Source organism: Phyllobacterium sp. 0TCS1.6A (assembly GCF_026420825.1).
GTDB lineage: Bacteria > Pseudomonadota > Alphaproteobacteria > Rhizobiales > Rhizobiaceae > Phyllobacterium.
On sequence record NZ_JAPMAB010000003.1, the window covers coordinates 305,861 to 318,810 of the forward strand.

Annotated in this window: 16 protein-coding genes and 1 pseudogene; 2 read left to right on the forward strand and 15 right to left on the reverse strand. The window is 57.6% G+C overall.

What is annotated here, in order from left to right; translation table 11 throughout:
- Nucleotides 1-24 precede the first annotated feature (24 nt).
- Nucleotides 25-753 (forward strand): SDR family NAD(P)-dependent oxidoreductase, encoded by a 729-nt coding sequence (locus OSJ75_RS09610; RefSeq protein WP_267227753.1) that lies wholly within the window; start codon nucleotides 25-27, stop codon nucleotides 751-753.
- Between the two features lie 474 nt (nucleotides 754-1,227).
- Here the strand turns inward: OSJ75_RS09610 and OSJ75_RS09615 are convergent, their stop codons facing one another.
- From OSJ75_RS09615 to OSJ75_RS09645, 7 genes and pseudogenes are all read right to left on the reverse strand, one after another.
- Nucleotides 1,228-1,632: a RidA family protein gene (locus OSJ75_RS09615; RefSeq protein ID WP_205837081.1), complete on the reverse strand. Its 405-nt coding sequence runs from the start codon at nucleotides 1,630-1,632 to the stop codon at nucleotides 1,228-1,230.
- 111 nt (nucleotides 1,633-1,743) lie between these two features.
- A complete protein-coding gene (locus OSJ75_RS09620) occupies nucleotides 1,744-2,391 on the reverse strand; it encodes a LysE family translocator (RefSeq protein WP_035201353.1) in 648 nt (215 codons plus the stop codon).
- 384 nt (nucleotides 2,392-2,775) lie between these two features.
- A complete protein-coding gene (locus OSJ75_RS09625) occupies nucleotides 2,776-3,534 on the reverse strand; it encodes an alpha/beta fold hydrolase (RefSeq protein WP_267228043.1) in 759 nt (252 codons plus the stop codon).
- 105 nt (nucleotides 3,535-3,639) lie between these two features.
- Nucleotides 3,640-4,373: pseudogene (locus tag OSJ75_RS09630) on the reverse strand (L,D-transpeptidase).
- A complete protein-coding gene (locus tag OSJ75_RS09635; protein ID WP_267227755.1) occupies nucleotides 4,370-4,900 on the reverse strand; it encodes a VOC family protein in 531 nt (176 codons plus the stop codon). The pseudogene OSJ75_RS09630 and the gene OSJ75_RS09635 overlap by 4 nt, the downstream one beginning before the upstream one ends.
- 54 nt (nucleotides 4,901-4,954) lie before the next feature.
- Complete coding sequence (locus tag OSJ75_RS09640) at nucleotides 4,955-5,803, reverse strand: alpha/beta fold hydrolase (protein WP_267227756.1); 849 nt, start codon at nucleotides 5,801-5,803, stop codon at nucleotides 4,955-4,957.
- A 46-nt stretch (nucleotides 5,804-5,849) separates the two neighbouring features.
- Nucleotides 5,850-6,674 carry an oxidoreductase gene (locus tag OSJ75_RS09645; protein ID WP_267227757.1) on the reverse strand — a complete coding sequence of 275 codons (825 nt, stop codon included), beginning with the start codon at nucleotides 6,672-6,674 and terminating at the stop codon, nucleotides 5,850-5,852.
- 108 nt (nucleotides 6,675-6,782) lie between these two features.
- Here OSJ75_RS09645 and OSJ75_RS09650 point away from each other — a divergent pair, with 108 nt between their 5' ends.
- Nucleotides 6,783-7,646, forward strand: coding sequence for a LysR family transcriptional regulator (locus OSJ75_RS09650; RefSeq protein WP_267227758.1), 864 nt, complete (start codon nucleotides 6,783-6,785; stop codon nucleotides 7,644-7,646).
- Between the two features lie 67 nt (nucleotides 7,647-7,713).
- Here the strand turns inward: OSJ75_RS09650 and OSJ75_RS09655 are convergent, their stop codons facing one another.
- The 8 genes from OSJ75_RS09655 to OSJ75_RS09690 all read right to left on the reverse strand — a co-directional run bounded on the left by OSJ75_RS09655 (nucleotide 7,714) and on the right by OSJ75_RS09690 (nucleotide 12,928).
- Entirely contained in the window at nucleotides 7,714-8,010 is a 297-nt protein-coding gene (locus tag OSJ75_RS09655) for a chorismate mutase (RefSeq protein ID WP_267227759.1), read from the reverse strand.
- Nucleotides 8,011-8,051: 41 nt separating this feature from the next.
- Nucleotides 8,052-8,636, reverse strand: a complete 585-nt coding sequence (locus OSJ75_RS09660; protein ID WP_267227760.1) for a DUF308 domain-containing protein — start codon at nucleotides 8,634-8,636, stop codon at nucleotides 8,052-8,054.
- Between the two features lie 51 nt (nucleotides 8,637-8,687).
- On the reverse strand, nucleotides 8,688-8,996 hold the full coding sequence (locus OSJ75_RS09665) for a hypothetical protein (RefSeq protein ID WP_267227761.1): 309 nt from the start codon (nucleotides 8,994-8,996) through the stop codon (nucleotides 8,688-8,690).
- Between the two features lie 31 nt (nucleotides 8,997-9,027).
- Nucleotides 9,028-9,804: a molybdopterin-binding protein gene (locus OSJ75_RS09670; RefSeq protein WP_267227763.1), complete on the reverse strand. Its 777-nt coding sequence runs from the start codon at nucleotides 9,802-9,804 to the stop codon at nucleotides 9,028-9,030.
- Entirely contained in the window at nucleotides 9,801-10,655 is an 855-nt protein-coding gene (locus tag OSJ75_RS09675) for a cytochrome b/b6 domain-containing protein (protein ID WP_267227765.1), read from the reverse strand. Before OSJ75_RS09675 ends, OSJ75_RS09670 begins: the two co-directional genes overlap by 4 nt.
- Nucleotides 10,656-10,760: 105 nt before the next feature.
- Entirely contained in the window at nucleotides 10,761-11,387 is a 627-nt protein-coding gene (locus OSJ75_RS09680) for a hypothetical protein (protein WP_267227766.1), read from the reverse strand.
- Nucleotides 11,388-11,454: 67 nt separating this feature from the next.
- A complete protein-coding gene (locus tag OSJ75_RS09685) occupies nucleotides 11,455-12,045 on the reverse strand; it encodes a TetR/AcrR family transcriptional regulator (protein ID WP_267227767.1) in 591 nt (196 codons plus the stop codon).
- Nucleotides 12,046-12,100: 55 nt separating this feature from the next.
- Nucleotides 12,101-12,928 carry an oxidoreductase gene (locus tag OSJ75_RS09690; RefSeq protein WP_267227769.1) on the reverse strand — a complete coding sequence of 276 codons (828 nt, stop codon included), beginning with the start codon at nucleotides 12,926-12,928 and terminating at the stop codon, nucleotides 12,101-12,103.
- Between the last annotated feature and the right edge of the window lie 22 nt (nucleotides 12,929-12,950).

Genomic DNA, 12,950 nt, shown 5'->3' on the forward strand with positions numbered 1-12,950 from the left:
TTCATCGATGTTTATGGAGTTTACATGAGCAGATTAGCAAACAAGATCGCCCTCGTTATCGGCGGTGTCGGTGGAATTGGCGGGGCCATTTCTCAGATGTTCGCCAGGGAGGGAGCCCAAGTCTACGCGACAAGCCGCAAGGACGCGGAGAGCACATCTGAATCGGCGGTCATAGGGAGCATCCACGTTGTCCGGGCGGATGCTAACAACAACACCAATCTTCAGCACGTCTTCGAGCAGATCCGATTGGAAAAAGGCCGCATCGACGTGCTCGTCGTGAACGCGGGCCTGTCCGAATATGCACCCCTTGAAGACATTTCTGAGGATCATTTCGATCGGACGTTCGGCCTGAACGTCCGGTCCCTCGTATTCGCGGCACAGGGCGCCGTCGACATCATGCAGCCCGGTGGAACGATTGTGCTGATTGGCTCCATTGCGGGCGATATAGGCACCAAAGGATATGGTGTCTATGGTGCGACCAAAGCCGCAGTTCGTTCGTTCACACGCACATGGGCAAACGAGCTTGCCTCCAAGGGCATTCGCGTCAACGTCGTTAGCCCCGGACCGACCGATACGGCGATGATGGCCGGCACCTCACAGGAAGTTCGAGACGCACTGGCCAGTATGATCCCTCTTGGGCGTATGGGTAGACCTGATGAAGTGGCGGCAGCAGCGCTATTCCTTGCAAGCGACGAGAGCAGTTTTACAACAGGTGCAGAAATAGCCGTTGATGGGGGCATGGCTCAGGTTTAACGCCTGCCTTCGACAATCGTCGAAAACGACGCCTAAGCTAAAGGAAGGCAAGAGTGCCCCCCGACCGACTTTTCTCTCGTGAAGCGGCATCATTTCTGGAGAAGTAGCCTTCGTGTTTAACATTAGGTCTCGGCGCCTCGCGACCCGTGAGGGCCCGGCGATAACTTACCCCAATACCATCGCCTTGAGCGGAATCGAACCATCTGCCCACGCGTTGGTTCGTCAAGCGATTGAAAGTTCAATGGCTTCATGCAAGCGGAGCGTAGGCTGGAGCGTGACCGTTAATTATGGAACCGCTAATTCCAGCCGACCAAGGAACATTATGGTGAGCATACACACCTGTCGCAGCCGCGCTATTAGCGATACAAACCGCGGCTGGTCGTCCACCAGCTGCGTCGTTTTGTTATGTCTTCTACACCAGCTGTCCAGTCCAATTTGTGCACTCTAGGACTTCGGCGGGCATCAACTACCGCTCTATTCCAACGGGTGCGAAGGTATAGCTGCCACAACTTTGATTTCCACAAGAAGACCGGGATGGGCAAGTTCAGAGACGCCAATGCAAGTCCACGCGCATGTTCCGCGGGGGAAAATTCGGTCCTTTACCTTGCGAAACGTATGCATGTGCTGCTGCAATCCGACATGGTACGTAGTCATTTCGACAACATCTTCGAAGCTGCAACCTGCCGCTGACAAAACGGTAGCTAAGTTGTCCCAACACGCCTCGAATTGCTTCTCTGGGTCGTTGATGACATTCATGTTGGCATCACGTCCAACCTGCCCCGCGCAGAAAACCAGGTTTTCGAAGCGTACTGCAGGGGCATAGCCTGCCCGCTCAACAATGGGCTTCATTGCCAGCGGCACGATAATTTCGCGTTTCACTAATGATCCTTTCTTCGTCCGCATCGGCTAAACCAAATTAGCTAAGTGAATGCACTGATGCGATGAGGTCGTTGTGTTGAAGCCGCCTTCGCCCGGATTAGGTTGAGACGATCAGGCAGGGCTCTTTGCCAATAACAAGCGACCGCCCAGCAAAATCAAAGCCGCCCCGGAGATCGTTTTGATCCTTCTGGCGATGTGCGGGCGATTGAGAAAACCAGTTACGCTGCCGACAAGGAGGACAATTGCGCCGTAAAAGCCTAAAGCGATCAGAGCATGTGTCAGAGCAAGCGCGGCGCCATTTGCAAGCACATCCTGTTGGTGGCCCTCCAAGAATTGGGGGAAGACGGCAACGTAAAAGATCGCCGGTTTGGGATTGAGGAAGTTGCTGAGATATCCGCGAACGAAGGCTCTCGGAGCTGTCAGGATCACTGGCGCCCGGCTTGGATTCCGGACAGGTGCCGTCAGACTTCGCAGCGACAAGAGAGATTTAATCCCCAGCCAGATGAGATAGGCTGCGCCCAACAATTTCATGACTGTGAACAAGATTGCCGACGCTGCGATCACCGCCCCCACTCCAACAAGTGCCAACGCGGCATGCGAAACGATGGCTGCGGCGAACCCTAATACCATCCCGAAGCCGGTTAGCTTCGCGTTGCTCGGCGCATTGGCTAGGAGCAGAGCAAGGTTAGGTCCTGGTGTCACCACGATCATGGTAACGATAGAGATAAATATGAAGTATTGATGCAGAGGGATGGACATGGCAACGACCTTGCGGTTTAGGCACGATTAGGGGGTACTGCATTCGGCCGTTCTTCGGCCTGCATCATACGAAGGAGTTCGAGTCGAGACGAAGTTACCGGGAACAGTGCTCCCGGGCAACAGATATGCAGAGCTGCGTTTCAACGGGACTGAAAATTTGAGACGTTCCGCGCATCGGAGCGCGCTCCTGCTGTACCTTCCATGGCGCTCTACATTGAAGGCCCGCGACGACATCAGGCTTCAAAGCGCGATGTTGGATCGCGGGGACTCTCTGATGACAACGTTTATCCTTGGTGCAGCGATCACATCACTAGCAAGGCACGAGTCCAAACTCGCAAAACGCTGCAGCTAGTGAATTTGCAGAGTTACCGCGGTCCTTTTCTGTCAGTCGACAGCTTCCGCGGCCTCCTCGATCACCTTCGCAACTGCAGCCGCCTGCGAGATATAAATAGCGTGACTACCATCGATCTCCGTCACAGTTGAACCGGCGCGCTTGTACATCCAGCGCTCAAGGTCCGGATTGATCGTCATGTCGTCCTTCGCAACAATCCCGTAGCTAGGTTTGTCGTGCCAAGCGGCAATAGACACCGGCGCACTGGTGGCCGCGACGGCGACAGGCATCTGAGACCGGGCCATAAACTCGCCCTGCTCTTTGGGTAGATCCGCCCCGAAATCAGCCGCGAACTTTGCCGGGTCGATGAGCAGGAAGCCATCCTTTGTCGGCTTGATATCATTGGTGGGTGACGGCATCGATTGGAGCAGTTGTGCGCTGCTTTCGCCCTTTTCGGGCTGCAGTGCCGCAACATAGACAAGTGCCTTGACCTTGAGATCATCACCTGCTGCCGTGATGATCGTGCCCCCATAGCTGTGGCCGACGAGAACGACGTCCCCGTCCTGCTGATCAAGCACGCTCTTCGTGGCTGCAACGTCCTGATCCAGGCTTGTCAGTGGCTGCTGGACGATGCTGACCTGATAGCCGTCGCGGGTCAGGATGTCATAAACGCCGCGCCAGCCCGAACCATCCACGAGCGCGCCATGGACAAGCACGATGTTGCGCGCGTCCGCTAAGGCTGGGGCTGTTAGGACAGCAGAAGACAAAAGCGCGGCAATGAGGCCAACAGCCGCTTTACTGAAGTTCGACATGGTCGGTAGTTCCTTGAGTTTTGTGCGTGGAATTATGCAGGCTTTGAAAGCGCTGAAGGACATGTCTCTCCTGGTTCAGGGAGGGACGGACATGATCGCTTGCGCTTACTGCATGACGACAATTGGAGCCTTGATCGGCACGCGTTCATAGAGGTCTATAATGTCCTGGTTGAGCAGGCGCACACAGCCGGACGATACGGCCTTGCCAATCGAGCGCCATTCCGGATTGCCGTGCAAACGATAGAGTGTATCTTGGCCGCCGGAGAAGATGTAGAGCGCACGCGCCCCCAGCGGGTTTTCAGGCCCGGCTCCATGCCGCCATTCTCGATCGAATACTTGGCCAATTCCGGCTGACGGGCGACCATCTCGTTTGGCGGCTTCCAGCGGGGCCATTTCTGACGCCACTGAATGATGCCCTTGCCCTGCCAGGCAAAGCCATCGCGCCCGATCCCGACACCATAGCGCATAGCGGTCCCGCCCGGCTGGACGAGATAGAGGAAGCGGGAGGAGGTGTCGACGACGATCGTGCCGGGCGCCTCGCCAGTCGGGTCGAGGACCTGCTGGCGATAGTAGCGCGGATCGATCTGCTTGTAGGGAATCGCCGGGATCAGAAAGCCGCCATCCTCGGTGGGACCGTACATGACAGCCAGTTCGGCATCTGTCGGCGCAGGAGCGATGTGGACAGAGCCGATCGGATCCTGGGGAGGCGTCGACTGTCCCCCCACCATCCGACGCTTGCCGGCGGTGGAGACGCACCCTGCCAGTACTGACGCCGCAGCAATCGCCGAAAGCGTTATAAAGCTGCGGCGTGATGTAGTGTTTTCCAGATCCACGTTCATTGCTCGTCCTGCCACCTGCGCAGATCCGTTTGGTCGTGATAGCCCATGCGGTCGGGTGTGGTGATAAACTCAATCATCGTGCCCCAAGGCGTGCGGCAGTAGCAGACCTTGTTCCCTTGGCCTTTCTCGGTGGCATACGGAATATCGCGCGGCGCGGTGAGTGGCGTGCCGCCAGCCTTCTCAAAGCGCTCTACCGATGCGTCGATGTCGTGGGTATAGACACCAAAATGCGTGATGCCGAAGTCGCTCGGTGTAACCGGTTGCGCTTGTTTGGGGCCGTGCATTTCGAAGAGCTCGATGTCAGGCCCGGTTCCGATCTTGACCATCGCCTGCGCACGCACAACCGTTCCAGGGAATGCACCAGTGGCCCGCTCGAACTGGGGTCCCTGCCTTGCCGGATCCTGCGGTCCGAACGATTGGTAGATCACCTGGCCGCCAAAGGCTTCCACCAGGAACGATTTTGCCGCTTCGATGTCGGGCACTGTGATGCCGATGTGATTGACGCCACGAATTTGAGGTGCAGTCATGACAGTTTTCCTTTTTTGTTGAATCGATGAACGTGATCGTGCGGATCGCAGAGTTCAATTGGCCTTGAGGAAGTCGATGAGAGCAGCGGCTACTTCATCCGGGCACTCATCCGCCACATAGTGACTGCAGCGGGCAATCGAGCCGCCCGTTACATCTGTGGCGAACTCCTTGAGCATCGGAACCATATGCGCACCGAAGCGGTGCTCCCCGCCGAGACCTAAAACCGGAATCCGGAGCGGTTGCTTTTTGTATTCGAGCGCGGCCGCATGGTCGGCGGTCAGTGTGCGGTACCATTCCATGCCACCGCGCGTGCGACCAGGAAGTGCCATTGCTTTCGCATAGATGTCGATGTCTTCAGGATTAAAGGTGCTGTGATCGTAAAACCGCTCCGCCATGAAGGCCGAAACATAGTCATGTTCGCGGCCATAAATCAGGCGTTCCGGCAGATCCCGATTAGCATGGAACGCGAAGTGCCAGATCTTTGCCGTCGTCGCCTCCCACTGGCTCCAGCCAGGAAGCGGAACATCGAGGACGGCAAGGTGAGTAACCGCATCTCGATAGATAGCGGCCTGCGGAAGCGCCACCATTCCGCCGATGTCATGGCCGCATACGGCATAGCGTTCATGCCCAAGGGCGATCATGACCTCGTGCGCGTCGCGCGCCATCGTCGCCTTATCGTAGCCGTCAAGCGGGCAGTCGGAAAAGCCTGCGCCGCGCAGATCAATCGCCACCACTCTGAACTCTTCGGCCAGCAGCGGCATGACGTCGTGCCACTCCCACCAAGTTTCCGGCCAACCGTGAAGCAGAAGGAGCGGGGGGCCAGAGCCGCCCGTGACGGCATTGATCTTGATGCCGTTCACCGGCACCAGTTGCTGGGTAAAATCTTCCAGTGTTGGGATCATAACTCTTTCCCGTCGATGTTGATGTTAAACAGAGCTAGCGACCAGCTCAGGCCTGATCGAAATCGGTGGCGACCGAGATATCTCGCCAAGCGTCGATATCGGTGCGGAAAGAAGCCAGCTTTCGCTCGGCGATTGAATGCGCGACGGGCCCAAGCGGCAGATGAAGCGGGGCGTTATTGGCGTCGACCGCCTGCAGGATCACTGTAACCGCCTTATCGGGGTCGCCCGCCTGATTGCCGTTATTGGTTTCGCGATAGTGCCTGCGCGAACTCACGGCGTATTCCGGCATCTCCTTGGCCGCCATCGTGATCGAACGGCCAAGGAAGTCGGTCCGAAATGGCCCAGGCTCGACGATCAGCACGCGGATGCCGAACGGCTTCAGCTCACCGGCGAGCGCTTCGGAAACCCCTTCAACCGCAAACTTGGCTGCATTGTAATATGCTGCGCCGCCGCTGCCCGCGATCCCTGCGCCAGAAGACATGTTGACGATCACTCCGCCCGAACGTCGCAGTGCAGGCAAGGCTGCCCTGGTGGTTTCGATAAGACCGAAAACGTTCACCTCGAACATCGGTCGATATTCTTCGGGCGTGCCCTCCTCAAGCGCCCCAAACAGCCCGTAGCCGGCATTGTTCACAAGTACGTCAAAGCCGCCGAATGTCTCGACCGCCTTTGCGACTGCGGCTTGCGCTGCCGCCGCATCCGTCACGTCGAGCGGCAGGGTGATCATACGGCCGTCGAATGGCCGAGCCATTTCTTCAATCGAGTTGACGTTGCGGGCAGTCGCGACAACCTGATCGCCCCGCTGTGCCGCAGCGAGCGCGAGCCGTTGTCCGAAGCCGCTCGAGCAGCCTGTGATAAACCATGTTTTCATGACGTTTCTCCGCTTCATTTCAGAAGATGACTTGAATCTATATGTTTATATTTGTACTTGAAGTGACAGTTTTGTATTTTGACTGTTCACTTTTGTAAGGGCATGGCCGTGGAGTGGAGTGACGTAAAAATCTTCCTTGCGATTGCGCGATCCGGCACGCTCGGCGGCGCTGCGCGTGCTCTTCATACAAGCCATCCGACCGTCGGCAGACGGCTGCGTGCCCTCGAGGATGCCATCGGCCATACGCTCTTCCAGCGGACCGCGGACGGTCTCGTGCTGACCGAGGAGGGCCATGGGATCATCGCACTGGCAGAGCAGATGGAAGAAGGCGCGCTTGCCATGGAGCGCCGGCTCGCCGGGCAGGAGCAAAATCTCAAAGGCAATCTGCGTATCTCATCGGCAGACTGGTTCGGGGCCTATGTCCTGCCTCCAATCCTGGCAGATTTCTCGAAAGCCTACCCCAATGTAGACGTCGAGGTCCTGACCGGTACTCGCTTGTTCAACCTCGCCCAAAGGGAGGCCGACGTTGCCTTTCGCATCGTTCCGTTCGACACTGCCGATGTCATTCAACGGCGGCTCTTTAGGCTCGAATACGGCGTCTACATCGCCGAGGAGTCGCCTGACCCTAAATATGGCGACGGGACTGGTTTCCGTCTGATCACCCACGACACTTCTACCGGGCAGTTCCCCGACATAGCCTGGCTCGCCGAGAGTTTTCCGAACGCGAGACCCGTGCTGCGATCAAACAACCGAAACGTCCAGGGGCGAATGTGCAGGCAGGGTGTTGGAATCGCCGTCCTGCCCCGCGCAGTGGGCAATCAAATCCCGGGTATCCGCAGACTTGAACTGCCCAAGCCCCCGCCGGCGCGAGACATCTGGATGGGATATCACCGGGACCTGCGACGTCTCCAGCGTCTTCGGGCGTTTATCTCGACCGTCTCGGACCACATCACAAATGCCCCTGCATGGTAAGCCGGGCGAAGGGAATCGATTTTCCCCGCCGATCCACGGCTGCGGTAGGACAGCCGCGACAGACAACTTACTTCCTGGCTGCAATCTCCCTGTGCCGCTCCACCACAGCGCCCACGATCATTGTCATCAGCCCTTCGACAAAGTGCCGACTGAGGCCAACATCATTGGCGATACTCATCAGTCGATCCAATTGGCGTCGCTCTCGCTCATTATCGATCGCCGGCAACGCCTGCTTGGCTTTCAAGTGGCCGACTTGCTCGGTACAGCGAAAGCGCTCGGCCAGAATATAGAGGATAGCCGAATCCAGATTGTCGATGGTCCTCCGGTAGGAAGCGAGTTGCTCTGCCACATCATCTGTCATCATTTGAATATCTTCCAAGTGGTTTCATAGGCGCGAGGTAGAGCTTATGAGATGGGATGCATACTGCGACGCGACAGGGCGATCGTCAGCCAAATTGCCGAAACCAGGAAGTAGAATGCCCCAACGCCAGCGTAGCCCGCAACCGTGGAGATCGAAGGCTCCTGCGGCATTTGCGCTTGAAAGATGAAGAGAGCACCGGCCACAGCGGATTGGCCACCGCTCAAAACCATCGCCCACTGACCTCCACTCGTTTTCCAACGCCGCACGGCAGTTCCAAGCTGCAACAGCCCCGAAAAGATCGCCCATAGACCGAAAGCGCCCAGAACCCAGTTCATGTTCATTGTCAACGCCAGGATCACGGCTATCGTCATAATCGAGCTCGCTGTGACGTTGATTACCTGACTCCGGTTGGCGGCAAATCCACCACTCCTGGCCGCGTCAACGACGTTGGCCGCGGCATCCCACGCCGGATAGATGATCAGCAACGCGGCGGCCACTGCAAACGACTGCCGCCCGACAGTTAGCGCAGCCGCAACCCACAGCACTGAGAAGGCCGCTCTGGCGAAATAATACTGCTTGAGCCACTGGTCGTTGTCGCGTGTGGCGCGGGAGGTCTGAGTGTTCGACATTGTTTTCTTCCACTTTCTGAATTGGTTTATGGATGGTCCGCGCGAGCCTTGTCAGACGAAGCCAACATGCTTGCCAAATGGGGTGTTCTCGTCCCAATCATTTCGGCCGATACGATCGCTTTCTCCGGAGAGTTTTACGGTGTTCTGTAAGCTGTCGTGAGAAGGAACCTTTGCCCCGTGACGCTGGTCGCTCTCCAAGCGCATGCGTTTCTCGAATGCCTCGCTGATCGCCTCCTGCCGCTTTGCGACCCATCGACCGTCGGGATCGGAGAGGATCGAATTGGTTTGGCCGATGTCGACCTGGCGAGACGAAGCTGTCGCAGAAATCGGCATGACTTCCTGAACCTTGCGTCTGCTCATGAACTGTCCTCCTGCGGCTTTTCTCAGGGCCTTAGATCCCGGCGTACCATTCGTAGCCGCGGTCTTCCCAATAACCGCCGTTCCCGCCCCACAAGCCGGCGAAGCTGTCGATCAGTTCTATGCGCATGATGTACTTTGCCTGTTTGTAGCCGAGCTGCCGCTCGACCCTCAGGCGCAAGGGGGCACCGTGGCCGACGCTGAGGTCCTGGCCATTCATCTCGTAGGCGAGGATGGTTTGCGGATGAACCGCGTCGATGAGATCGATGCTCTCGTAGTATCGGCCGCTTCCATCCAGCGTCTTTTCGAGCTCGTCGGCACAGTGCAGAACGACAAAGCGCGCCGTGGGCTTGAGCCCGGTCAGGCGCAACAGATGGGCGAGCGGAACGCCTTTCCATTTGCCGATGGCGCTCCAGCCTTCGACGCAGTCATGGCGGGTGATCTGCGTGCGGGAGGGAAGCGCCTTCAGATCGGCGAGCGAATACTCTCGAGGCCGATCGACGAGACCGTCGATCTTCAGTCGCCAATTCGCAAACTTGCTTTCCAGCAGTTCCGCATATTCGTCGCTGTCGGGGGCACTCGTTCCATTCACGCGGAAGGAGGGGGAAATGTCCTTCTCGTCAAACTCACGCGCCAGCGCATTGCGCCCCTGAAGCAGTCTCTGTGCCTTCATGGTCAAGTGTTCGGCTGAGCGAAGGACATTGGCGACGTCTGCATTTTGGTCCAACAGGTCGCAGCCCGAGAGAGTAAGGGCACTGGCGCCGAGCGTGCCGCCGATGAGAAAGCGGCGTCGGGTGAAAAGCTTGCTCATGCCTTCGGTCCTTCCTCATGAATGATGTAACGTCCAGTGATCATCGAGCGGATGTTGTTCCAGGTCCCGGACAGGACGACCATCGCCACATGGACAATAACGAAGATGACGAGTGCCGATGCTGTGATGAAATGGATGGTTCGTGCGGATTGACGCCCACCGAAGATCTCAACAAGTGCGGGGAAAGCGGCGTCAATCCCGGGTGACATGGTCAAGCCCGTCACGACCATTAGGGGCAGCAGAATGACAATGACGGCCAGGTAGGTAAGCTTTTGAAGGGCATTGTAATGCTTTGCCTCCTCCCCTTGCGGAAAGCGCAGCCGAGCATGATCGAGAACTTCACGGCCAAGGTGGCTTGGCGAAAGCTCATGGGCCTTGGGTGCAAGGTCCCGTCTGAAATGTCCGCTGAGCAGGCTGAAACCGAGATAGACAATGCCATTGATGACAAACAGCCAGGCGAAGAAGAAATGCCATCGACGTCCGGCCGCAAGATCCTGGAATGAAGGGATGGTTGCCCAAGAGGGAAAAGCGCGTAAGACTTGTTCGCCTTCAACATTCGACACGCCGAGGACGCCTGTGGTGGGTAGTTCCAGGCCTGCAATGCGAGCAAAACCGCGCGGTTCGCCGCCTTCGTCATCAGCGCCAATCGTCAAGACGGCAGGATCACCGTCGGCGCCATAATGTCCCCAGTATAGTTCGGGGTGGGCGTTGAAGATCTGCAGTCCGCTCAAGAGAAGGAAACTCATGCAAAGCACGTTCAGCCAGTGCGTAAGCCGGGTCACAACCGAGTGGCGGCGGATGAAGACCATTCGAGGATATTGAGCAGGAACATTATCGGCATTTTCGGTCATCTCAGCGTCTCTCGTCTGTGACGTTCACGGCTGCCGGTGGAGCAGCATCGATCGTATCGCCTGGCCGAAGCGGCGCGGCCGCTCCGGCCAGTGACGGCGTGGTCTTCACATGGGGGGAACTACGCCATTCTTGCCGACGACCACCTGATGGGCGACCGGGCCGTTTACAGACTTTTCGCCGGTGATGAAGACGACCGCCCCCGGCACGAGATCGTCCTTGGCTGCCGCAGCAATGGTCACGACAGGCGTACCATCCGGGATGGCGATCTTCTTTTCCTTGCCGTGATAGGTCACGGTGACAGTCCGTCCCTCGACGCCCTTGACGGCATCTGCCACCGTTGCGTTGGTCATGCTGCTGTCCGGCTTCAGATCCCAGCCGTAGCTGCCTTCTCCAAGGCCCTTCATCGCCGGCGGGAAGATCAGGACTTCGAGTGCGCCATCACCGCCGCCAGCCTTTGGCAGGGATGCAATACCGACAAAATCGCCGGGCTTAATGTCCGTCACCTTGGCTTCCGCAACGCCCGCGACCTTCCAGTCGTCGGCAAGCGCAACATCGACAGTCTCCCCCTCGCGGGTTTTCACCTTGAGTGTCGATCCCCCATAGGCGACGATGCTGCCGCGGACATGGATCGGCGCGGCTTTCTTATCTTCGGCAGATGCGGGTGTCGAAAGGACTGTTACAGAAAGGATGCTGGTCAGCCCGAGGGCCAGAGCGGGGAATACATTTTTCACTTAGATCTTCCTACTAGTTGGTAGTTTCGTTAGGCGCGATTGACCTGAGCAGGCTAGCTACGCAGGATTAGTGAGAGACAGTCGGTGTGAGCCGGTTGAGAGCAGGTTCGAGTATCATTGAGAACACTCCCGGCTTCCCATAGGCTCTCGCCGAAAGCATTGCCCCGTATACGGTTGCTAGAAATGTCTCGGCTTCAACATGCGGCGCACTGGTTAGACCCAGCTCGCCCTGCTTGGAACCGCGCTCCATGACCGAAGCCAGCCACGAGGAGATGAAGCGGAAAAAGTTCGTCACCTCGGTTGCGACTTCCGTGGGGAGGGAAGGCAGTTCACTGGCAAGCATGGCACAGACACAGTATGGCCTGCTCGCATCCTCAATGCATGCAGCCCAGTGGTTTGCATAAGCCTTGAGGATGTTCAGAGCATTCGGAACCTTCTGCTCAAGGACTGCCACGCTTGCCTGGCCATCCTCTCGATAACGCTTGACCAGCTCACGCACCAGATCGACCTTGCTCGGAAAATGATGATGGATGCTTGCCTTGCGGATACCGACAATCTCCGAGATATCGGCGTAGCTGAAGCTATTGTAGCCGCCGCTTATCAGAAGGTTTCGGGTGGACGCCAGAATGTCGTCCGAGGTGGTCGAAAGATTGCTCATGCAGTCTGTCTACCTTCTAGTAGGCAGATCGTCAACAACAAATTTTGGGTTTGCGTCAGCCGTCCGTGGAGACAGTCACGCCCTTCCAAGCTTCGATTTCCTGGGTCGGGCGTTCGATCCGCGCCGTTACATGTTTAAGCGCATCGCTGCCAAGGAGAAGTTGCGGCGGGGGATTGTCAGATTCGATGAGGGTCAGCACCGCGTCGGCGAGCTTTTGCGGATTTCCAAGCTGCTTGCCGCTCACTGCCTGACGCGCCTCGCGAATCGGATCAAACAGGGTATCATAGTCAGCAATGGAACGCTCTGTGCGGACCATGGAACGGCCTGCCCAGTCCGTCCGAAATGAGCCGGGGCAAAGGGTTGTCACACGAACACCGAACGGAGCCATTTCCGAACGCATGACCTCTGAAATAGCCTGCAACGCGAACTTGCTGCCGCAGTAATAGGCGATGCCGGGCATGGTGATCATCCCGCCCATCGACGTGACATTGACGACAAAGCCCCGGCGGCGCTCGCGGAACCTCGGAAGAAACGCCTTGGCCACGGCGACGGCGCCGAACACGTTCACGTCGAACTGACGGCGCATCTCTTCGATTGGCGATTCCTCAAGAACGCCCTCATGACCGTACCCGGCATTGTTGATCAGCACATCGACCGGCCCGTGTTCGTCCTCGACTTGTCGGACGACGTCCGGGATTCGGTCGAATTCGGTGACATCGCAAAGAACCGGGGGTAGCGTCGGAAGAGTGTCCGCCAAGGCTTTGCGCGAGGCCTCAGAGCGGATGGTGCCGATAACCTTGTGACCGGCGTCAATAGCGGCAGTGGCGATCGCCAACCCGAAACCCGAACTCACACCCGTTATAAAAAACGTTTTGCTCGACATTTTCGAAACTCCTTGATTTATG

Excerpts from the sequence above, each read along its gene's own strand:
- OSJ75_RS09610 (WP_267227753.1), top strand. The coding sequence starts at position 25 with ATGAGCAGATTAGCAAACAAGATCGCCCTCGTTATCGGCGGTGTCGGT.
- OSJ75_RS09620 (WP_035201353.1), bottom strand. The coding sequence starts at position 2,391 with ATGTCCATCCCTCTGCATCAATACTTCATATTTATCTCTATCGTTACC.
- OSJ75_RS09625 (WP_267228043.1), bottom strand. The coding sequence starts at position 3,534 with ATGTCGAACTTCAGTAAAGCGGCTGTTGGCCTCATTGCCGCGCTTTTG.
- OSJ75_RS09635 (WP_267227755.1), bottom strand. The coding sequence starts at position 4,900 with ATGACTGCACCTCAAATTCGTGGCGTCAATCACATCGGCATCACAGTG.
- OSJ75_RS09640 (WP_267227756.1), bottom strand. The coding sequence starts at position 5,803 with ATGATCCCAACACTGGAAGATTTTACCCAGCAACTGGTGCCGGTGAAC.
- OSJ75_RS09645 (WP_267227757.1), bottom strand. The coding sequence starts at position 6,674 with ATGAAAACATGGTTTATCACAGGCTGCTCGAGCGGCTTCGGACAACGG.
- OSJ75_RS09655 (WP_267227759.1), bottom strand. The coding sequence starts at position 8,010 with ATGATGACAGATGATGTGGCAGAGCAACTCGCTTCCTACCGGAGGACC.
- OSJ75_RS09660 (WP_267227760.1), bottom strand. The coding sequence starts at position 8,636 with ATGTCGAACACTCAGACCTCCCGCGCCACACGCGACAACGACCAGTGG.
- OSJ75_RS09665 (WP_267227761.1), bottom strand. The coding sequence starts at position 8,996 with ATGAGCAGACGCAAGGTTCAGGAAGTCATGCCGATTTCTGCGACAGCT.
- OSJ75_RS09670 (WP_267227763.1), bottom strand. The coding sequence starts at position 9,804 with ATGAGCAAGCTTTTCACCCGACGCCGCTTTCTCATCGGCGGCACGCTC.
- OSJ75_RS09675 (WP_267227765.1), bottom strand. The coding sequence starts at position 10,655 with ATGACCGAAAATGCCGATAATGTTCCTGCTCAATATCCTCGAATGGTC.
- OSJ75_RS09685 (WP_267227767.1), bottom strand. The coding sequence starts at position 12,045 with ATGAGCAATCTTTCGACCACCTCGGACGACATTCTGGCGTCCACCCGA.
- OSJ75_RS09690 (WP_267227769.1), bottom strand. The coding sequence starts at position 12,928 with ATGTCGAGCAAAACGTTTTTTATAACGGGTGTGAGTTCGGGTTTCGGG.